The organism is Methylobacterium gnaphalii (genome assembly GCF_007992215.1).
Classification (GTDB): Bacteria; Pseudomonadota; Alphaproteobacteria; order Rhizobiales; family Beijerinckiaceae; genus Methylobacterium; species Methylobacterium gnaphalii.
The window spans coordinates 52,493-72,096 of record NZ_BJZV01000019.1; the positions used below are offsets into that span (position 1 = coordinate 52,493).

A 19,604-nucleotide genomic window follows, 5' to 3' on the forward strand; every position below is an offset into this window, starting at 1 on the left:
TGCGGGTTGGGAGGCCGCGCCTCCCCGTCACCCGTCTCTCGCCCGTTCCCGCAGCACGAATTTTTGGACCTTGCCGGTCGAGGTCTTGGGCAATTCCCCGAACATCACCTGCTTCGGCAGCTTGTAGGAGGCGAGCCGCTCGCGGCACCAGGCGATCAGCTCTTCGGCCGACACCGCCTTGCCGTCCTTGAGCTCGACGAAGGCCACCGGGGTCTCGCCCCATTTCTCGTCGGGCTTGGCGACAACTGCGGCGGCCGAGACGGCGGGGTGCTTGAACAGGGCGTCCTCGACCTCGATCGAGGAGATGTTCTCGCCGCCCGAGATGATGATGTCCTTCGAGCGGTCCTTGAGCTGCACGTAGCCGTCGGGGTGCTTGACGCCGAGATCGCCGGAGCGGAACCAGCCGCCCTTGAAGGCCGCCTCGGTGGCCTTCGGGTTCTTCAGGTAGCCGCGCATCACGACGTTGCCCTGGAACATCACCTCGCCGATGGTCTCGCCGTCGGCCGGCAGCGAGACCATGGTCTCGGGATCGCGTACATCGAAGCCTTCGAGCACCGGATAGCGCACGCCCTGGCGGGCCTTCTTCCTGGCGCGCTCGTCGGAGGGCAGGTCGTTCCAGTCCTCGTGCCAGGCATTGACCACGGCCGGGCCGTAGGTCTCGGTCAGCCCGTAGAGATGGGTGACCTCGAACCCGGCCTCGCCCATCGCCGCCAGAACCGCCTCGGGCGGCGGCGCTGCGGCGGTCAGGAAATGGACCCGGTGGGGCAGGGGCTTCTTCTGGTCGTCCGGCGCGTTCAGGAGCGTCGACATCACGATCGGCGCCCCCGACAGATGGGTGACCTTGTGGTCGACGAGGGCCGCATACATGGCCGGCGCGCGCACCTGGCGCAGGCAGACATGCGTCCCGGCGACGATCGAGAGCGACCAAGGGAAGCACCAGCCGTTGCAGTGGAACATCGGCAGCGTCCAGAGATAGACAGCGTGCTGCGGCATGGCGGCGGTGATGATGTTGCCGAGCGACAGAAGCGCCGCACCGCGGTGGTGATAGACCACCCCCTTCGGGTCGCCCGTGGTGCCCGAGGTGTAGTTCAGCGAGATGGCGTCCCACTCGTCGTCGGGCATCGCCCAGTCGTGATCCGGATCGCCGGTTTCGAGAAAGGCCTCGTAGCCGATCTCACCGAGCCGCTCGCCCTCGCCGGAAAAGACCGGATCGTCGACGTCGATCACGAAAGGAGCGACCCCGGCGGTCTTCAGGGCAGCCCGCGCAGTCTTCGAGAATTCGCGGTCGACGATCAGTATTTGGGCCTCGCCATGGTCGAGGCAGAAGCCGATCGCCGCGGCATCGAGCCGGGTGTTGAGGGTGTTCAGCACGGCGCCGGTCATCGGCACGCCGTAATGGCACTCGATCATCTCGGGCGTGTTGGCGAGAAGCACCGCCACGGTGTCGCCGCGCCCGATCCCGCGCGCCGCCAAGGCCGAGGCGAGGCGGCGCGCGCGCGCGTAGAGCTCCGCGTAGGACCGGCGCAGATCGCCATGGATCACGGCCGTCTGCTCGGGAAAGGTGCGGGCGGCGCGGTCGAGATAGGTCAGGGGCGTCAGCGGCTGGTAATTGGCCGGGTTCCGGTCGAGATGCCGGTCGTAGATCGTCGTCTTGGGTTTTGCCGTTTTCGGCTTCTTGGACATGGGCGTTTTCTCCTCGCGGGAGAGTAGCCGGATGTCCTTGGCGATCAATGGATTTTGCGTGGGCCCGCGTCATTCCGGGGTCGCCATCGGCGCCCCGGAATGACGGTCTGATGCGGATACGAAAAAGCCTACGGCGCGTCACACGCCGCAGGCTCTTCGTGATCGTCGGATCGGGTCGATTCAGGCCCTTGGGCCGGCGGCTCGGTCGTCCGGGTCCCGGTGGAGACCCGGGCTGGACCCTAGCGCTCGTGTCCGTTCAGGAGCTTCTCGATGGCGGCGAGGCCGCTCCGCTCCGCGGCCTCTTCCGTGGTCTGCAGGCGATCCGCCCGCTGGAAGAGCTTGCCGTGTCGGCGAATCGCCCAGGTGAAGTGTCCGGCCGGGCGCTCGCAAGCTGCGATTTCGAGGGTGTAGGGGTTCGCTGAATTGTTGCTCATGGAGGGGATATAGGGTGCCGACTCCGCCTCGGCTACCGCACTGCCGCATATCTCGGTTGCGGCCGGCTGGAACCGCATCCTCCAGGCGTACGATCCGCGGCCCGCGACAGGGCGAAAAGCCTCTCGGAATTGACATTGCAGGGTCGATCATCGACACGGGGCGCCTCTCTAAGAGCGCCCGCCAGGCGGCGCGCGGACCCGCTGTCGAGGCCCTCTCCGGTCGGAATGCCTGCGTGATCCGCACCCCCCATCAATCCCCATCATCGACCGTTTGGACGGCATGACGAGCTCCACCGCCGGCACCGCGGTATCGCACGCGGACGAGACCCGCCCTGGTGTGATCGGAGGAGCGATCCGGCTCGCGGAACGGGTGCTCGCTCTCGGGGCCGCGAGCCATCCGCGGGCCGCGATCCTGCTGGTTCTGCTCGGCCTCGCCTGTTTCCTGCCCGGCATCGTCTCGCTGCAGCCGATGGACCGGGACGAGCCGCGCTTCGCCCAGGCCTCCAAGCAGATGCTGGAGACGGGCGATCTCGTCGATATCCGCTTCCAGGGTGAGGCGCGCCACAAGAAGCCCGTCGGCATCTACTGGGCGCAGGCCGCCGCCGTCGGTGCAGCCGAGGCGCTCGGTGTGCCGGAGGCCCGCAGCCGGATTTTCTTCTACCGCATCCCGTCGCTGCTCGGCGCGCTGGCGGCCGCACTGCTCACATACTGGGCGGCCCTCGCCTTCCTGGAGCGCCGGGGCGCGCTGCTCGCCGCCGCCCTGTTCACCGCCTGCATCGATCTCGCCGCCGAGGCCCGCCTTGCCAAGACCGATGCGCTTCTCGCCGCCTGCGCCGTCGCGGCGATGGGCGCGCTGGCGCGCGTCTGGCTCGGGCGCGTGCGGCTGACCCGCGAGCGGGCGCCGGCCGGCCTCGGCACCACCTCGATCTTCTGGCTTGCCCTGGCTCTCGGCATCCTGGTCAAGGGGCCTATGGTGCCGATGTTCGCCGGGCTCGCCATCCTCGTGCTCTGCATCCGTGAGGGCTCGGCCCGCTGGCTGTCCGAGCTGCGCTTCGGATCCGGCCTGCTGCTGGTGCTCGCGATCGTGGCCCCCTGGTTCATCGCCATTGCCTGGAAGACCGGCGGCGAGTTCTTTGCAGCCTCCGTCGGCAAGGACATGCTGGCGAAGGTCGGCTCGGGCACCGAGCGGCATTGGGGCCCGCCCGGCTTCTACGCCATCGCCTTCTTCGCGACGTTCTGGCCTGCCGCAATCTTCTCTGCCCTGGCGATCCCCTTCGCCTGGGTGAACCGCCGCGACGATCACGTGGTGTTCCTGCTCGCCTGGATCGTGCCGTCCTGGATCGTGTTCGAAGCGGTGGCGACGAAGCTGCCCCATTACGTGCTGCCGCTCTATCCGGCCGTGGCGATCCTGACCGTGGTCGCCCTGGTGCGCGGTGGGTTCGATCCGGACCGGCGCGGGGCGCGGACCAGCGCCGGGCTCGTGGTGCTGATCCCCGTCGGGCTCACCATCGGCCTCTCGGCGGTGGCGTGGTCGTTCGACCATGCGCTGCCGCTCACCGCCCTGCCGTTCCTGCTCATCGCCTGCATCCTGTCCTGGCTCGCCTGGGCCGCCTTCTCGCGAAGGGCCGTCGAGGCGGCACTCGGCATCGGGATTGCGGCCTCGGTGGTGCTGTCCTCGAGCGTGTTCGGGCTGGTGCAGCCGGTGCTGGCGAGCCTGAAGGTCTCGCCGCGCCTCGGAGCGGTCCGCGACGCACTGCCCTGCAAGGCGGCGCAGGTCGCGACCTTCGGCTACCGTGAGCCGAGCTTCGTCTTCACCATCGGCACCGATCTCGACATGGTCGAGAGTGGCGAGGCGGCGACGGCCTTCCTCAAGCAGGGCGGCTGCCGGCTGATCTTCGTCGAGGGCCGCTACGCGAAGGCGTTCGCCGACGCGATCGCCGCGGCGAATCTGCATCCGAGCACGGTCGCGACGGTGTCGGGCTTCAACATCAATACGGGCCGGCGCACCGAGGTCACCGCCTACGCGGCCGGCCTCGATCCCGCCTCGCCGACGGAGGGTGCACAGTGACTGCGCCTACGTTCGAGCCGCGCCTCAGCGTCGTCATCCCGGTCAAGGACGAGGCCGGAAACATCGAGCCGCTCCTCGCCGAGATCGAGACGGCCTGCGCCGAGCTCGCGCCCTTCGAGGTGGTCTATGTCGATGACGGCTCGACCGACGCCACCTTTTCGGAATTGCAGGCTGCGCGGGCGCGCAGGCCCTGGCTGCGGGTGATCCAGCACGACCGCTGCGCCGGCAAGGCGGCCGGGATGCGGACGGGCGTGCGCTATGCTCGCGCGCCCATCATCGCGGTGCTCGACGGCGATTGCCAGAACGATCCGGCCTTCATCCCCGCGATGTACGCGGCCGTCTTCGAGGGCGGCGAGACCACCGGCCTCTGCGCCGGCCAGCGCATCGGGCGCAAGGACGGCCGTTTCAAGAGCTGGCAATCGCGCATCGCCAACGGCGTGCGCGGCCGCATCCTCAAGGATGCCACCCGCGACACCGGCTGCGGCTTCAAGGTGTTCCGCCGCGACCTCTACCTGGCGCTGCCGCATTTCGACGGCTTGCACCGCTTCCTGCCGGCGCTCGTTTCCCGCGAGGGCTACAGGGTCACCCATCGCGACGTGGTCGACCGGCCTCGCCTCGCCGGTGTCTCGAAATACGGTCTGTTCAACCGCCTCTGGGTCGGACTGATGGATCTCGCCGGCGTCTGGTGGCTGATCCGCCGCGCGAAGACGATTCCGGCCTCGCGCGAGATTCCGGCCGGGGGCACGAGCGAGGTTCGCTGACGCCATGCTGATCCAGCTCGCCCACGACCTGCCGGCCTATTTCTACGACGTCTTCGTCACCCGCTTCGACTTCTGGCTGGTCTTCGGCATCGGCGCCCAGCTCGTCTTCGGCTCACGCTTCATCCTGCAATGGATCGCCAGCGAGCGGGCCGGCCGCAGCGTGATGCCGCTCTCGTTCTGGTTCCTGTCGATCATCGGCGGCCTGATGACCCTGGTCTACGGCTTCGTGCGCCGCGAGCCGGTGATCATCATCGGGCAGGGGCTCTCGACCGGGATCTACCTGCGCAACCTGTCGATGATCTTTCGTGAGCGGCGCCAGCGGGGGGCTGAGGCCGCTCAAGATCCGGCGCGGACGGGCTGAGACCGCATCCGCCCCTCGGCCGAAGGCCCGGCAGGGCAAGGGTCGCTGGAGAACCCGGCGTGAATCGGAAAAGCGCCGCATTGGGACGGGATGCACGCCTGACCGAGCCGGGCTGCGACGACGCGTGACCTGAACAGCGAGGGTTTCAGGAGCGGCCCGGATGTCGGAGCTTCCCCCATTCTACGACGATCTCACGGCCTGCCATGACGAGGTCTGGCGGCGCCTGGAGGAGGGCGTGAGCGACCGGAACAGCGCGTTTCATACGCCGGCTCTCGGTACCGTCGATCCCTATGGGCGCCCGCAGGTTCGAGCCGTCGTGCTTCGGCAGGCCGACCGCAGGGCGGGAACCCTGACGTTCCACTGCGACCGGCGTTCGGAGAAGGCGTCCGAGATTGCCGGGACGCGTTGCGCGGCGCTCCAGGTCTACGATCCGGCCGCCAAGATCCAGGTTCGGGTCGACGGGACCGCCGAGCTCCATACCGACAGCTGGTTTGCCGATTCCGTCTGGGCGCAGGCCCGGCCGATGAACCGGACGGTCTACGGAATCAGCCCGGGCCCCGGTACGGCGCTGGCGAAGGGCGGAAGCTACACCCTGCCCGAGACAGACGAGGCGATCCGCGACGGCCGCGAGAATTTCTGCGTGGTGGTGATCCGGGCCGAGCGCCTGGAATTCCTCTATCTCGACAGACGCGGCCACCGGCGCGCCCTCTGGCTGCGCAGCGAGGCCGGTTGGGTCGAGACCTGGCTGACGCCGTAAGCTGGGCGACGTCCGGCCGAGCCGTGCGACGGGCGCTCAGCCGGTGGCCGCCATCCGCGCGAAACCGGCCTCGAGATCGGCCTTGAGGTCGTCGAGGTCTTCCAGGCCGATATGGAAGCGGAGTGCCGGCCCCTCCGCCCTCCAGCGGGTCGCGGTGCGGTAGATCGTCGGGTCGAAGGGGATGACGAGGCTCTCGAAGCCGCCCCAGGAAAAGCCCATCCCGAACAATTCGAGCCCGTCGAGCATCGCGGCGAGAGCCGTTTCGGAAACCGGGTTCAGGATCACGCCGAACAGGCCCGAGGCGCCTTTGAAGTCGCGCCGCCAGATGGCGTGACCCGGATCACTCGGCAGGGCAGGGTGCAGCACCCGAGCCACTTCGGGGCGCGCCTGGAGCCACTCGGCCATGGCGATGCCGCGTTCCCCGTGCTCGCGCAGGCGCAAGCCCATCGTGCGCAAGCCCCGAAGCCCCAGAAAGATGTCCTCGGGACCGGCGCAGGGGGCGAAGTGCTCGAAGGTGCGCTTCACCGCCGGGTACCAGCGCTCGGTGGCGGAGACGAGTCCGATCAGAAGGTCGGAGCCGCCTGAGAGATATTTGGTGCCGGCTTCGACCGCGATGTCGACGCCGCGCTCATGCGGCGGGAAGAGCAGGGGGGTCGCCCAGGTATTGTCCATGATCACCGCGCCGCCGCAGGCATGCACCGCCTCGGCGATGGCCGGCACGTCCTGCATCTCGAAGGTCTGTGAGCCTGGCGCCTCGACGAGCACCGCCTTGGTGTTGTCGCGGATCAGCGCCGCGATGCTGGCGCCAACCAGCGGATCATAGTACTCGACCTCGACGCCGTAGCGCTTCAGCACCCCGTCGCAGAAGATCCGGGTGGGCCGGTAGGCGGAATCGGTGACGAGCAGGTGGTCGCCGGCGCTGACCGCCGCCATCAGCGCGATGGTGAGCGCCGAGAGGCCGGAGGGGGTCAGCACGGTGCCGGCGGCACCCGAGATCTCGCTCCAGGCGTCGGACAGGGCGTCCATCGTCGGGGTGCCGGAGGTGCCGTACTGATAGCGGCCGCGCCGGTTCTTGATGGCGTCGTAGTCTGGGAACAGCACCGTCGAGCCGCGATAGATCGGCGTGTTGACGAAGCCGTGCTGGGCGGACGGGTCGCGTCCTGCATGGACGAGACGGGTATCGGCCTGGAAGCGGCTGCGATCGCGCGGAGGTGTGTTCGACATGGGCCTTGCGGAGCGGGGCTTTTCGCCGGAGCCTGGAACAGGCTTTCAGCCCGGCGCCTGCTTCCGCGTCAACCCGGCCGGCACGCATGCTGTGTCTCACACCCGCTGTCACCTTGTCCTCGAATGAAAGGAATGACAGCTTGGCCGCGTCCATCGGATGATCGGGAGTCGACGTCGTGCAGCATGCCCTCCTTCTTCGTACGGCTGCTCTGGCCCTCGTCCTGGCTGCTGGCGCTGTCCCGGTGCGCGCCGAGGAGTCCTCGACGGCCGAGCAGACCATCGACGTGATGAATACGCTGTTCGGCAAGCATGCCGGCATCCGCGCCAATCACGCCAAGGGCGCGGTGGTCGAGGGCAGTTTCACGCCGAGCAAGGAGGCCGCTTCGCTGAGCAAGGCCTCGCTGTTCAAGGGCCCCGCCGTACCGGTGACCGCGCGCTACTCGGACGCCACCGGCGTGCCGACGATTCCCGATGCCTCGGCCAAGGCCAACCCGCACGGCCTCGCCGTGCGCTTCAAGCTGCCCGATGGCGACATGGACGTCGTCACCAACGCCCTGAAATTCTTCCCCGTGGCGACGGGTGAGGAGTTCCGCGATTTGCTCACAGCCGTCTCGAAGAGCGGCCCTGACGCCGCCAAGCCCACCCCGCTGGAGACCTTCGTCGCGAGCCATCCGGCGGCCGCCAAGGCCGGCGGAACGGCCAAGACCCCGACTAGCCTCGCGCGCCAGATCTATAACGGCGTCAACGCCTTCTTCTTCGTCGACGCTGCCGGCAAGAAACAGGCGTTCCGCTGGCGCATCGTGCCGGTCGACGGCGAGGAGCTGATGTCGGCGGACGAAGCCGCGAAGCAGGCGCCGAACGTCCTCATGGACGAGATCCGCGCCCGCCTCGCCAAGGGGCCGGTCAGCTACCGCGTCGAGGCGCAGCTCGCGGAAGAGGGCGATCCGGTCAACGACGCCACCAAGCCCTGGCCGGACGACCGTAGGAGCGTGAACATGGGCACGCTGACCATCACCAAGGCGGTGGCCGACAATGCCGAGGCTGAGAAGCAATTGCTGTTCATGCCGAACGCGCTCGTCGACGGCGTCGAGGTCTCGGACGATCCGCTGATCGATGCCCGCGTCCAGGCCTATGCGGTCTCGTTCGGCCGCCGCTCGCAAGAGGCGCAGTAACGATGCGCTAACCATGTTGCCGGGCCTGCCTTGGGTTCGGCGGCGAAGCCTTCGTTTCGTTAACGGCGTCCTCCTATCCTCGCACCAGATCGCAGGCAGCCGCTCGCCGGCACCTGCGGTCACGGTTCAGCCGCCTGTCCGGCCGCCATCGTCGAGTGTGTGCGTTGGGTATCCTGCGTTCCCTGGTTCTCGCCGGCATCGTCGGCGCCTCCACCCTGGTCATCGGCTTCGTCGCCGCAGACCGGCTGTCGCATACCCGCTTCCAGGCGCCGCCGACGCTGACCATCGCCAAGGCGCCCGTCATCGACCCGGAAATCACGGGCACCGTCATTCAAACCGCCGAGGCGCCCGAGGCCAAGCCCGCCCGCGCCATGAGCGGCTTCGATACCGAGCGCCTCAATGCGTTGATGCGCGGCGAAATGCCCCCGCCGCCGGCACCCGCGCCGTCCCGCCGCCGCTGACCGGCGCAGGCTCTGATGTGATGGCTGACCTGCATCGGCCCTCTGCCACGTTGCGCAGGGACGGGTAGAACACCCGCGGACCGCTCCGGTTCGGATCCGTCGCGGAAAGACACCCTCGTGGGCCTGATCTACGCGCTGCTCGCCTATCTGAGCTGGGGCCTCGTGGTGCCGGTGCATTTTCGGCTGCTCGATGGGGTATCGCCGCCGGCGATCCTGGCTCATCGCGTCATCTGGTCGGCCCTGTTCGTCACGGCGTTGATCGTGATCCTGCGCAAGCGGCTGGTGAACCCCTTTCCGCTGCGCTGGCGCCACGCGCTGCTGATCGCCTCGGCGCTGGCCATCGCCGTCAACTGGCTGCTCTATCTCGTGGCTGTCAGCTCCGGGCACATGCTCGATGCGAGCCTCGGCTACTTCATCAATCCGCTGGTCAATGTCGCGCTCGGCGCCCTGGTGCTCGGTGAACGGCTGAGGCCGGTGCAGATGCTGGCGGTCGGCATCGCGCTGCTCGGTGTCGCCATCGCGGTGGCCATGGCCGGCCGGCTGCCGCTCCTGTCGCTCGGGCTGGCGATGAGCTTCGCGCTCTACGGACTCCTGCGCAAGCTCGTCGCGGTCGATGCGATGATCGGCTTCTATGCCGAGACGCTCCTGCTGCTGCCCATCGCCCTGTCCTACGCCCTGTTGGCCTCCGATGCCGTGCCCGCCGATGGCTGGCATCTCGGCCTCCTGCTGCTCACCGGCGTGACGACGGCGCTCCCGCTGATCTGGTTCGCCGCCGCCGCCCAGCGCCTCAGCCTCGCGACCCTCGGGCTGATGCAGTATCTCGCCCCCACGGGGATCATGCTGCTCGGCATCCTGCTCTACGGCGAGATCCCGACGCCCGACCGTGTGGTGCTGTTTGCGCTGATCTGGATCGCCCTGGTGCTCTATGCGGGCGATTCCCTGCTGACGGCTCGCCGGACACGCGCCGCCATGCGAGGCTCGACAGCCGAGACGAGGGGGGCCTGAGCGAAGCTATGCGCAACAGCATCACCGACATCGCCGGCATCCGCGTCGGCCATGCTGGCGACGAGCGCCTCGGCAGCGGCGTCACCGCGCTTCTGTTCGACCGGCCCGCAGTCGCGGCGGTCGACGTGCGCGGCGGCGGTCCCGGCACCCGCGAGACCGACCTGCTCGACCCCGCCTCGACCGTGGAGGCAATCGACGCCTTGAGCCTGGCAGGCGGCTCGGCCTTCGGACTCGATGCGGCCGCCGGCATCGTCGCGCGCCTCGCCGAGACGGGACGCGGATTTGCCGTCGGCGGCGTGCGCGTGCCGATCGTGCCCGGCGCGATTCTGTTCGATCTGATCAACGGTGGCGACAAGGAATGGGGCCGCTTCTCGCCCTATCGCGACCTCGGCTACGCGGCCGCCTGCGCGGCCTCGGAGGAGGTTGCCCTCGGTACGGTCGGGGCCGGAACCGGCGCCCGTACGGCCAACCTCAAGGGCGGTCTCGGCAGCGCCTCGGCGCAGGTGCCAGACAGGCCGTTTCGTGTCGGCGCACTCGCGGCGGTGAACGCCTTCGGCCGGGTCACCTTGGGGCAGGGCCCGCATTTTTGGGCGGCGCCATTCGAACGGGCGGACGAATTCGGCGGCCTCGGCCTTCCCGCATCGATGCCGGCGGATGCCCATACGTGGCCGCGCGAGGCGCTGCCGGGCACCAACACCACGCTCGCGGTGATCGCCACCGACGCGGCGCTCACCAAGGCCCAGGCGAAGCGCCTCGCGGTGACGGCGCAGGACGGCCTGGCGCGCGCCATCCATCCGGTCCACACGCCGCTCGACGGCGACGTGGTGTTCGCGGTGTCGACCGGCCGCCTGCCGCTGGCCGATCCGATCGGCGACCTCGCCCGCATCGGTGCGGCGGCGGCGGATACCCTGACACGCGCCGTGGCGATCGGCGTCTACAGCGCGCGGCGCCTGCCCTGTCTCGGCCTTCCGGCCTGGCGGGATCTTTTCGGGCAAGGCTCGGGACGGCCCGGGCGCTAGCGGCTTCGATCCGCCGTTCAGCCCCTCTTCACGACATCGGTGAGCGGCCAGGGATGCGCCTGCTCGTAGGCGCGGGCCGCCCGAAACACGATGTCCTCGCGCAGGTAAGGACCCACCATCTGCAGGCCGATGGGCCGGCCGTCCTTGGTGAAGCCGCAGGGCACCGAGGCGGCCGGATGCCAGCTGAGATTGAACGGGTAGGTATAGGGTGCCCAGTTCAGCCAATCGTCGCCGAAGCGGCCGTCGGGCGGCGTGTTGTGTCCGGTCTCGAAGGCGGGACAGGCCAGCGTCGGGGTCAGGAGCAGATCGAAGTTCTGGTTGAACCGGCCCATGGCGGCGTGGAGCGAGGCCCGGGCCGCGAGGGCCGTCCCGTAATCGGCCGCCGAGACGCTCCGGCCCTTCATCGCCAGTGCCAGCAGGGCCGGATCGAGTTCGCCCCATTTCGCTTCCGGGACGGAGCGCACAGCCGTCCAGCAGATTGTCAGCCAGATCGGATCGAGGATCGGCGCGGGATCCGGAAAGCCCGGATCGGCCTGTTCCACCTTCGCGCCGAGATCGGAGAAAGATTTTGCCGCCCGCTCGGTGATGGCCTCGACCTCCGGGTCGAGGTTCTTCACGTAGCCGAGCCGCGGGCTCCAGGCGATGCGCAGATCCCTGACGCCGTTGTCGAGCGTGCCGAGGAGATCAGGCAGAGGAGCGCTCGCCGAGGTCATGTCGCGCGAGTCGGCGCCAGCGATGGTCTGGAGCAGGGCGGCGGCATCGCGCACGCTGCGACTCAGCGGGCCGACATGCAGCGTCGCCGCCGCCGGAACCGCGGGGATGCGGCCGAGGCTCGGCTTGATGCCGAACACCCCGCAGAACGAACTCGGGATGCGGATCGAGCCTGCGCCGTCGGTGCCGACATGCAGCACACCGAGGTTCAACGCCGCAGCGGCAGCCCCGCCCGCTGTCGAGCCGCCGGTGGTCACTTTCGTGTTCCAGGGATTGTGGGTGATGCCCGAGAGCGGGCTGTCCCCAACGCCCTTCCAACCGAATTCCGGCATGCAGGTCTTGCCCAGGATGACTGCGCCGGCATCGAGGAGCCGCGACACCACCGGCGCACTCTCGGGGCTCGGTCCATCCGCGCTGGTGCGGCTGCCCTTCCGGGTTGGGTGGCCGGCCCAGGGGATGTTGTCCTTGATGGTCACCGGCACGCCATCGAGCGGCCCGAGCGGCTTGCCCTTCTGCCAGCGCGTTGCCGAGGCCTCCGCGGCCTTCACGGCTCCGTCGCGGTCGACGAACACGAAGGCGTTCACGGATGGGTTGAGCGCGTCGATCCGTGCGAAGGCGGCCTTTGCCACCTCGACCGGCGAGAGCGAACGATCCCCGTAGCCGGCCTGCAGCCGGCCTCCATCGAGAAGCGACGGGTCGCCTTGAGCGGCGACGCCGCGCGTCGAAGGGATCACGACCGCCGAGGCGGCCAGAGCGCCGACGACGGATCGGCGGGTGAGGTGCCCTGCCGACTCCCTCGGTTCCGCGGACGGCCAACTGTCCTGTGAGGGTTGCCCGATCTGTGGCTCGGTCATGCGATGCTCCACGCGCTGTCGATTCACTGCGCAGAACCGACGATTGAAGCTGGAGGAACGCGATGTCGAGCAACTCTGGCGTGGCAGCAAAGCCTTCTCTGCCCGGCGGTCCGATGCTGTCGGAGCCTAGCCTCCCGGCTCCTCCTTCGCATCGGCGACGAGTTGCGCGAGACCCTTGTCGACCTCGGCGCCGAGCAGAGCGCGCTCGGCGGCGGTGAGATCCTTCGCCCAGTTCGGGCCCGCAAAACCTTCTGCGCAGCGTGCTCGCTCGGAGGCGATGAAGGCCTCGGTCTCGGCAGGCTGCGTGCGCATGGCGTGCTGGAAGCCGAACCAGGCCGCGCGCTCGACCACGGCGAGACGGGCGCGCAGGCGGATCATCACCGCCCGCTCCGGGCTGACCTCGTCGCTCATCAGTGGCGCTGCTCGCAACGTGTCTTCACGTAGGTGTCCTTGTCGGTGGCGCGCCCGGACCCCGCTGCGATGGTCGGTCCCTGAACCAGGCATTCCTGCAGAGAGTGCGCCGGTCCGGTCACCACGTCCAGCGCCGTATCGCGGGTGCAGTCCGGCGCCGCCACCGAGTTGGCGCAGACGAGGGCGACGACGAGGATCGTGTTCATCATGGCGTGGATCCCGCAGGAAGGGAGGGCGCGGCAGAGGGAACTGACGCCGGCGGCAAAAGGCTCCCGGAGCTGGTTGGGCATAGCGTCACAAGGGCCGTCCTGGCGGGCGCGATCGGAGGGGCTGAGGCCCCCGCGACACGCCCGCCCCAAAATCGCCTCATCTCGGCGATGTTTTCGGGCATCGAAACCTTGGTTGATGCAAGGACGCAACAATGTCATTCGATGTCGTCTTCACCCGCTCGGCGCAGAGCGCCGTCGCCGGTCATGGTGATCTCCCATCACTCGAAGAGCGGACGCGCGATGAGATCGCGGATCTTCCCGGCGAAGGTCTCGAAGAACTGGAGAAACACTTCTTTCATGCCTTCGCGCTCGACGACGGCACCGAGTTTATCTGTTCGTTGACTGCCGATGGTGCCGTGCGCGTCGATGCCTGCGCCAACGAGGATGCGCGCGAGGCGGCTTGACCCGTCCGGCCTCGGCATCGCCGAAACGCGCTAGCGCGGCGAAGCCTTCGGCCGTTTGACCGCCTGGGCCGCGGGCTTGAGCGCCTCGATCACCTGCGGCGCGAGGTCTTGCGCGATCCGGGCATGGCCCTCGGGGGTGATGTGGATCCCGTCCCACTGATAGATCTCGCGGGGAAAGACCGGATCATAGACGATCGACGGGATGCCGCGCGCGGTGAGCCGCGCCACCATGGCCTCGATGTTGGCCGCCCGCCGCTCACGCGTCCCGAAGAATCTAAGATCGTTGGCGCCGGGTTGCAGCACCACGAGCTGCGTGCCGTCCGGGACCACGGCGTCGAGCCGGCCGAGCATGCCCGAGGTGGTGTCGAAGGGCCGACCGGCATTCACCACCTGCACGTCGAGCCCACGCTCTCTCAGCAGTTCCTCGAGCCGGGCCGGGTAGGCTGCCGCCGCGCCGACGCCCCAGCCGGAGGTGTTGCTCGCCCCGACCGCGACCACCGTCAGTGCCGCGGCGCGCGCCGCCGGAAGAGTGGCGCCCGTCAGTGCCAGGGCCGACAGGCAGAGCCGCATCACCGTGCCGATTCGGCTCACCTGTTCCCCCAGACCGTGGCTGATACCCTGGTACGCTGCAGGGCGTCGGACCGGAACACCCGGATTACGCGCCCAGCGCCCGCTCCAGCTCGCCCTTGCTCATGGTCGAGCGTCCCTTGACGCCCTTGGCCCTGGCCTTCTTCAGCAAATCGGCCTTGGTCTGACCGCCGCCATGCCCCGAGCGTCTTGCGGAGGCCGCCTTGCGGGCTACGTCCTCGGGCTGGGACGAGTGCTGCTTGCCCTTGGCGCCGTCCGCGCGCTTCTTGGCGGTCGAGCGGGCATACTCGTCGTCGGAGAGTGTTTCGCGGGCCTTCTTCGGCAGGTAGCGCTCGCCGGTCTTGCCGCTCTCGCGGCCCGACTTGGTGTCCCACTCTTCCTCGGTCCACTGCTTGAGGTGGTTGTCCTTGGACTTGGCGCCGGCATAGCCGCCACCCTCCTTCTTGTATTCGGCTGTCGCCATCTGGGCCTTGCGGGCCGACCACTGGCCGGGCTTGCCGCCCTTGCTGGACTTCGTGGCCTTGTCCTTGACCTGCTCCCAGAGCTTCGGGTCGGTCTTCTTCGCTGTTCCTGCCATATCGCGCCTCCGGACGGATCGTTGTCCGTCAACCGGAGGATGCCGGAGCCGTTCCGGGGCGGGCGGCTGGCACCGTGGACCGGGCCGTCACGGCTCTGTCATGCTTCCTGCGCCATTGACTCGGCGAAGCCGAAATTCCAGGTGCCTGCCGAACGTCGTAAGGCTTGCACGCCGCGACACGAGAGGACCCGATGTCCGCCATGAACGCTTCCGAGATGCCGAAGGTCTTCATCGACGGCGAGGCTGGCACCACCGGGCTCGGCATCCGTGAGCGCCTGGAGCGCGAGGGCCGCGTTCAGCTCGTCAGCATTCCCCATGAGAGCCGCAAGGATGTGGCTGCCAAGCGCGCGCTGCTCGGCCAGGTCGATCTCGTCGTGCTCTGCCTGCCCGACGATGCGGCCCGCGAGACGGTGGCGCTCGCCGACGGCCTGCCCGAGGGTGGACCGCGCATTCTCGATGCCAGCACCGCGCACCGCGTCGCCGCCGGCTGGGCCTACGGCTTCCCGGAGCTCGACCGAGCCCAGCAGGATGTGATCCGCGCCGCGCGTCGCGTCGCAAATCCCGGCTGCTATCCGACGGGCGCCATTGGCCTGTTGCGGCCGCTCGTCGATGCGGGGCTGATCCCCGCCGATCATCCGATCAGCATCAACGCGGTCAGCGGCTATAGCGGCGGCGGGCGCACGATGATCGAGAGCTACGAGGCCGGGGAGGGCGCTCCCTTCCTGCTCTACGGCCTCGGCTTGGGCCACAAGCACCTGCCGGAGACGCAAGCCTATTCGCGGCTGACGCGCCGGCCGATCTTCGTGCCCTCCGTCGGCAACTTCCGGCAGGGCATGCTGGTGAGCATCCCCCTCCACCTCGACATGCTGCCCGGGCGCCCCTCCGCCGTCGATCTCGAGGCGGCTCTGGTGGCGCATTACGAAGGTGCGCGCCTCGTCGAGGTGGTGACCGGCGCGGGCGAGGGCGCGCATCGCGAGCGCATCGAGGCCGAGGGGCTCAAGGACACCGATCGGCTCGAGCTCCGGGTGTTCGGCTCGGACGAGCATCGTCAGGCCGTGCTCGTCGCCAGGCTCGACAATCTCGGCAAGGGCGCTTCGGGCGCGGCCGTGCAGAATATCGGGCTGATGCTCGACCTCGACTGAGCGCGTCTTCCGCAAGACGGCGTCGAGGCCACCTGGGGCCCTCGTCGCCCCGGCTATCAGTGGATGGCGCAGCGCCCGAGATATCGGCGCGTTCCGTCAGGGCTTGGCCGTGCCTGAAGGCGGGCCGATCGTGGCAGGCGCGGACCCGGATCGGACATCGCCTTGCACGATCGGCTGTAGAGCCAGGCGTGTTTCGGCAAACCGCACAATAGCTACGCTTTACGGCAATGCCTCGTTCAGCACAGATCTAGTCCATGTTGACGAACGGTCATCCTTAGATTGCGGAGCAGCCGAGTTTTGCAATCATCAGAATTTCGAATTCCCGGGGCGTTACGCTTTTTTCCCAGAAAATCGCCAGAATATACAAATTCGAGTTCTTGCTCGTAGACATTATCAGGCATACTATCCGCTCGATCTTTCTATCAACAGATGGCAGGTCAGAGATGAGCGAATCCAGCGCCGAAACGGCACGACGTGTCACGCTTACCGCAGATATCGTCTCGGCCTATGTCAGCAACAATCATGTACAGAGCGCTGACCTCGCCAAACTGCTCAGCGACGTGCATACGGCCATCTGCAGCGTGTCGGCCATCGCCCCCGCCGCGGATGCCGCGCCGGCCAGGGCGACGGCTCAGGAGATCAGGCGCTCGATCACGCACGAGCACCTGATCAGCTTCGAGGATGGAAAACCCTACAAGACCCTGCGCCGCCACCTGACGCTGCGCGGGCTCACGCCGGAGCAGTACCGTGCGAAATGGGGCCTCGGCCCCGACTATCCGATGACCTCCGCGAGCTACTCGGAGCAGCGCTCGGAATTGGCCCGCGCCCTCGGGCTCGGACAGCAGCGCCGCAAGCATGCTGCCGTCGCGGCACCCGAGGCGGCGCCGGCGTCATCGGCCGCCGAAGCGGACGCACCGAAGAAGCCCCGCGCGTCGCGCAAGAAGGAGGGCTGAACCTGCTCTAGACGGACCGGCGCGACCGCGTCAGCCGCACGCCCGGGGCGGGCCGTTCCAGCAGTACCTCGCGGCGGAAGCGCACCAGCTTCGCCGGCCGTCCGGCGGCGCCGCTGGTGATGCCGTCGGTCTCCTCCACGAGGCCCTGCTGCGCCACGAGCCGGCGGAAGTTCTGCTTATGCAGGCGGATCCCGGAGAGCGCCTCCACCGTGCGCTGGAGCTGCAGCAGCGTGAAGGCGGGCGGCATCAGCTCGAACACCACGGGGCGGTACTTGATCTTGCCGCGCAGGCGCCCGATCGCCGTGGCCAGCACGCGGCGGTGATCGAGGGCCATCGGCTGTCCGGTCACGCGGTGGTCGGCGGGAATGGCGGCGCCGGCCTGGCCCTTGGCCTCCGGGATCAGCCCGGCCTCGAACAGCAATTCATAGCGCTCCAGCACCCGCTCCTCGTTCCAGGTCCCCGCGAAATTGAGGCCGACGCGGTCCTCGCGCTGGCGCCGCAGTTTGGCGTCCGATCCCTGGGCGATCCAGGCGGCGAGCCGCGGCTCGATCTCCGCCAAAGCCGGCGGCCGGCCGTCGCGAAAATCCTCCCAGGGCAGGAAGCGGTACCAGTTGCGCCAGGTCGGCTCGAGATCGGGGGCGGTCTCGCCGACGGCCCGCGCCTCGCGGGTCAGGGCGAGATAGGCGACCGAGAGCAGGTGGACGGCGTCGGATCCCGGTCCGGCCGCCTTCCGGTCGCGATCGCCGAAGGTGTAGAGCTGCTCGACATAGCCGAGGCGCTGCTGGGTCTGCCGCTCCACCCAGGCACGCAGGCCGCGCTCCAGCGTCGGGTGCTCTGAGACCAGGGGGCCGGAGGGCAGGCCGGTCTCGCGGCCCTTGGCCTGGCCCGGGACGGGTACCGTGAGCGCGCGGGGCTCGCCATCGGTGGCGGCAAGGATGACCGCGACGAGACCGACGGAGGAGGCACCCGTCGACGCGCCCGAGGAGGATGGCGTGACGGGCCGCGCCTCTCCGTCCTGGGCGGCGATCCGGATCGGCTCCGCCGTCGTCATCGCGCCTGTTCCTTCCGAGATTGCTTTGAATTCCCCCCGCTATAACGGCTCCGCCCGCCGCCTCGTCAACGCTGCCGATCGTGTCGCATTTTGAAATTCGATCGTGCGGGTCCGGTTGGGGTGGTTTTCAGCTGGTCTGCTTTGCGGGAGGGATTTGAGAAATGCGGACGTTCGACGTTCGACCGGAGATGGCCGAAAGCGGAATGGCCGCCTCTGAGCTGCCGAGGCCGCGCGGCAGACACTCCGACCTGCAAAGTTCGACGTCAGGAGCAGTCATGCAGCGATCTTGAAGTGGGCTAAGGGCCCTTTGGCCTGTCACCGGGGCGGACATAGCGATGCCCCGCGAATTGCTCAGCAAGGAGGGCCGCCGTGAGCCAGTAGAAGCTGCGGCTGATGCACCCATAGCGTCGCGGCGCCTTGGGCCAGTCGGCCAGCGCTCATCCGTTGCATCGCGGCGCTCCGGCCCGGCATGCCCCGGCCAGACGGCGGAGGGCAGGAACTCTCGAGCAGCCGAGCGAGGGCATGGAGCTGCGTCACGTTCGGGCACTGGTGCGGACCGGCCGAGGAAGCCATGGGTTCGTTAGCGTCATGCAGCGAAGCCCCTTTGGTGTGGCGATCAGGGTGGCAACGCGGGCCATAGGATATCAACCTTGGGCGGCTCCCCAGTTGGGCCTCATGAGCAGGCGGTGCGCCTGAGAGGACCCGAAACAGTTTCGGCCTCTTGAGCGTTCCTGTCGGTCGAACTCGACAGGGCAGGAGCGTGTTATGGCCAGTTGGCGGTCCATGGACCGGGCCCCGCAGGACGGCCGGTGGATCGTTGCCATCAACCGGCACGAGCCCGACACGCGAGCTGTCATCCGCTGGGACCCGGCGCGCTTCGGTGACGCCCGTCCTTGGCACGTCGCCTCCTGCCAGCACAGCTATCCAACAGATGCCTTCACGGACTGGCAGCCTTTCCCGGATTGCCCGTCCGCCACTGAGGCTGGCCAGTCAGCCACATAGGAGACGATGACGATGGCTGCCGAGTTTGCGGCTCCCCTTGTCCTTCAGGTGGAACCCTGCAAGGATGATCCGAGCCGCTTTCGCTGGATCATCCGCGACCGCGACCATGTCTTCCGGCAATCCTGCTACTCGCTGGCCAGCGAGGAGGAAGCGCGCACCGAAGGATCGGCCGCTCTCCGTGAGGCAGCCGCGCTGTTGCGCGACAGTTGCTGAGGCGCGGAGATGAACGAAAGGGCCAGTCAACCTTACGTTCATCCGCAGAGCCGCTACAGCGGATCGTCTGATCGTAAGACCAAGAGCTTGCGAGCGCTTGCGGTCCCAAGTGTGGTCAACCGTGCGGCCTCGCCGATCGCGGCACGGGCTAAGGCAATCGCCAAGATGACGGCCCGTAGAGCACGTGTGTTGGTCATGCGGTAGCGGGCGTAATGGATCGCATGCGTCACCAGCGTGTCCTCGGTGATCCCCGGCTGAGAGGGGATGGAGGTTCGTGCTCAGATGGGCGGCTTCTGCGAGCCTTCATGACATGTGCCCGCATCCTTCCGTTAGAAGGCTGCCAAGGGGCGCACAGCGAATCAAAGATAGAAGAGCGCTGTACGCGATCATTGTCGAGCCTGCGAGTTCAACCCGAGCTGGCTCTGCTTGGGCAGGCGTAACTCAGACCTAAGACTGAGCTGCTGCAACGTCCACGTCGGCGCCG

Annotated in this window: 22 protein-coding genes; 13 read left to right on the forward strand and 9 right to left on the reverse strand. The window is 68.3% G+C overall.

Going from position 1 to position 19,604, the window contains the following annotated elements; translation table 11 throughout:
- Positions 1-27: 27 nt before the first annotated feature.
- Both MGN01_RS16460 and MGN01_RS16465 read right to left on the reverse strand, forming a co-directional pair.
- Complete coding sequence (locus MGN01_RS16460; protein ID WP_147047909.1) at positions 28-1,683, reverse strand: acyl-CoA synthetase; 1,656 nt, start codon at positions 1,681-1,683, stop codon at positions 28-30.
- Between the two features lie 239 nt (positions 1,684-1,922).
- Positions 1,923-2,117 carry a hypothetical protein gene (locus tag MGN01_RS16465; RefSeq protein WP_147047910.1) on the reverse strand — a complete coding sequence of 65 codons (195 nt, stop codon included), beginning with the start codon at positions 2,115-2,117 and terminating at the stop codon, positions 1,923-1,925.
- 280 nt (positions 2,118-2,397) lie between these two features.
- On the opposite strand from MGN01_RS16465, the gene MGN01_RS16470 reads away from it, so the two are divergent.
- The 4 genes from MGN01_RS16470 (at position 2,398) to MGN01_RS16485 (ending at position 6,064) form a co-directional block, all read left to right on the forward strand.
- Positions 2,398-4,185, forward strand: a complete 1,788-nt coding sequence (locus MGN01_RS16470) for an ArnT family glycosyltransferase (RefSeq protein WP_147047911.1) — start codon at positions 2,398-2,400, stop codon at positions 4,183-4,185.
- The gene (locus tag MGN01_RS16475) at positions 4,182-4,946 is read left to right on the forward strand and encodes a glycosyltransferase family 2 protein (protein ID WP_147047912.1); all 765 of its coding nucleotides are present in this window, start codon (positions 4,182-4,184) and stop codon (positions 4,944-4,946) included. Before MGN01_RS16470 ends, MGN01_RS16475 begins: the two co-directional genes overlap by 4 nt.
- A 4-nt stretch (positions 4,947-4,950) precedes the next feature.
- Positions 4,951-5,307: a lipid-A-disaccharide synthase N-terminal domain-containing protein gene (locus MGN01_RS16480; protein ID WP_147047913.1), complete on the forward strand. Its 357-nt coding sequence runs from the start codon at positions 4,951-4,953 to the stop codon at positions 5,305-5,307.
- A gap of 160 nt (positions 5,308-5,467) precedes the next feature.
- Entirely contained in the window at positions 5,468-6,064 is a 597-nt protein-coding gene (locus MGN01_RS16485) for a pyridoxamine 5'-phosphate oxidase family protein (RefSeq protein WP_147047914.1), read from the forward strand.
- Between the two features lie 36 nt (positions 6,065-6,100).
- Here MGN01_RS16485 and metC read toward each other — a convergent pair whose 3' ends face one another.
- Entirely contained in the window at positions 6,101-7,288 is a 1,188-nt protein-coding gene (gene metC, locus MGN01_RS16490) for a cystathionine beta-lyase (protein ID WP_147047915.1), read from the reverse strand.
- 176 nt (positions 7,289-7,464) lie between these two features.
- Between metC and MGN01_RS16495 the strand changes: the two genes are divergently transcribed.
- The 4 genes from MGN01_RS16495 to MGN01_RS16510 all read left to right on the forward strand — a co-directional run bounded on the left by MGN01_RS16495 (position 7,465) and on the right by MGN01_RS16510 (position 10,945).
- Positions 7,465-8,460 carry a catalase family peroxidase gene (locus tag MGN01_RS16495; protein WP_238258250.1) on the forward strand — a complete coding sequence of 332 codons (996 nt, stop codon included), beginning with the start codon at positions 7,465-7,467 and terminating at the stop codon, positions 8,458-8,460.
- A gap of 155 nt (positions 8,461-8,615) precedes the next feature.
- Positions 8,616-8,921 carry a hypothetical protein gene (locus MGN01_RS16500; RefSeq protein ID WP_244612307.1) on the forward strand — a complete coding sequence of 102 codons (306 nt, stop codon included), beginning with the start codon at positions 8,616-8,618 and terminating at the stop codon, positions 8,919-8,921.
- 117 nt (positions 8,922-9,038) lie between these two features.
- Complete coding sequence (gene rarD, locus MGN01_RS16505; RefSeq protein WP_147047917.1) at positions 9,039-9,926, forward strand: EamA family transporter RarD; 888 nt, start codon at positions 9,039-9,041, stop codon at positions 9,924-9,926.
- A gap of 8 nt (positions 9,927-9,934) precedes the next feature.
- A complete protein-coding gene (locus MGN01_RS16510; protein WP_147047918.1) occupies positions 9,935-10,945 on the forward strand; it encodes a P1 family peptidase in 1,011 nt (336 codons plus the stop codon).
- 17 nt (positions 10,946-10,962) lie between these two features.
- On the opposite strand, the gene MGN01_RS16515 is transcribed toward MGN01_RS16510, so the two are convergent.
- The 3 genes from MGN01_RS16515 to MGN01_RS16525 all read right to left on the reverse strand — a co-directional run bounded on the left by MGN01_RS16515 (position 10,963) and on the right by MGN01_RS16525 (position 13,127).
- Complete coding sequence (locus tag MGN01_RS16515; protein ID WP_147047919.1) at positions 10,963-12,510, reverse strand: amidase; 1,548 nt, start codon at positions 12,508-12,510, stop codon at positions 10,963-10,965.
- 126 nt (positions 12,511-12,636) lie between these two features.
- The gene (locus MGN01_RS16520; RefSeq protein ID WP_373319201.1) at positions 12,637-12,921 is read right to left on the reverse strand and encodes a hypothetical protein; all 285 of its coding nucleotides are present in this window, start codon (positions 12,919-12,921) and stop codon (positions 12,637-12,639) included.
- Positions 12,921-13,127 carry a hypothetical protein gene (locus MGN01_RS16525; RefSeq protein ID WP_147047948.1) on the reverse strand — a complete coding sequence of 69 codons (207 nt, stop codon included), beginning with the start codon at positions 13,125-13,127 and terminating at the stop codon, positions 12,921-12,923. Before MGN01_RS16525 ends, MGN01_RS16520 begins: the two co-directional genes overlap by 1 nt.
- Before the next feature lie 215 nt (positions 13,128-13,342).
- Between MGN01_RS16525 and MGN01_RS16530 the strand changes: the two genes are divergently transcribed.
- Entirely contained in the window at positions 13,343-13,594 is a 252-nt protein-coding gene (locus MGN01_RS16530; protein WP_147047920.1) for a hypothetical protein, read from the forward strand.
- Between the two features lie 30 nt (positions 13,595-13,624).
- Here the strand turns inward: MGN01_RS16530 and MGN01_RS16535 are convergent, their stop codons facing one another.
- A complete protein-coding gene (locus tag MGN01_RS16535; RefSeq protein ID WP_238258248.1) occupies positions 13,625-14,185 on the reverse strand; it encodes a GDSL-type esterase/lipase family protein in 561 nt (186 codons plus the stop codon).
- A 64-nt stretch (positions 14,186-14,249) separates the two neighbouring features.
- Positions 14,250-14,759: a hypothetical protein gene (locus tag MGN01_RS16540; protein WP_147047921.1), complete on the reverse strand. Its 510-nt coding sequence runs from the start codon at positions 14,757-14,759 to the stop codon at positions 14,250-14,252.
- Between the two features lie 191 nt (positions 14,760-14,950).
- On the opposite strand from MGN01_RS16540, the gene argC reads away from it, so the two are divergent.
- Both argC and MGN01_RS16550 read left to right on the forward strand, forming a co-directional pair.
- Positions 14,951-15,901, forward strand: coding sequence for an N-acetyl-gamma-glutamyl-phosphate reductase (gene argC, locus MGN01_RS16545; RefSeq protein ID WP_147047922.1), 951 nt, complete (start codon positions 14,951-14,953; stop codon positions 15,899-15,901).
- A gap of 443 nt (positions 15,902-16,344) precedes the next feature.
- Complete coding sequence (locus MGN01_RS16550) at positions 16,345-16,854, forward strand: Ros/MucR family transcriptional regulator (RefSeq protein WP_147047923.1); 510 nt, start codon at positions 16,345-16,347, stop codon at positions 16,852-16,854.
- 7 nt (positions 16,855-16,861) lie between these two features.
- Here MGN01_RS16550 and MGN01_RS16555 read toward each other — a convergent pair whose 3' ends face one another.
- Complete coding sequence (locus MGN01_RS16555; RefSeq protein ID WP_238258245.1) at positions 16,862-17,905, reverse strand: NUDIX hydrolase; 1,044 nt, start codon at positions 17,903-17,905, stop codon at positions 16,862-16,864.
- A gap of 765 nt (positions 17,906-18,670) precedes the next feature.
- On the opposite strand from MGN01_RS16555, the gene MGN01_RS16560 reads away from it, so the two are divergent.
- Together MGN01_RS16560 and MGN01_RS16565 are read left to right on the forward strand one after the other, a co-directional pair.
- On the forward strand, positions 18,671-18,907 hold the full coding sequence (locus MGN01_RS16560; RefSeq protein ID WP_238258243.1) for a hypothetical protein: 237 nt from the start codon (positions 18,671-18,673) through the stop codon (positions 18,905-18,907).
- A gap of 12 nt (positions 18,908-18,919) precedes the next feature.
- Positions 18,920-19,120 carry a hypothetical protein gene (locus MGN01_RS16565; RefSeq protein WP_147047924.1) on the forward strand — a complete coding sequence of 67 codons (201 nt, stop codon included), beginning with the start codon at positions 18,920-18,922 and terminating at the stop codon, positions 19,118-19,120.
- Positions 19,121-19,604: the final 484 nt, after the last annotated feature.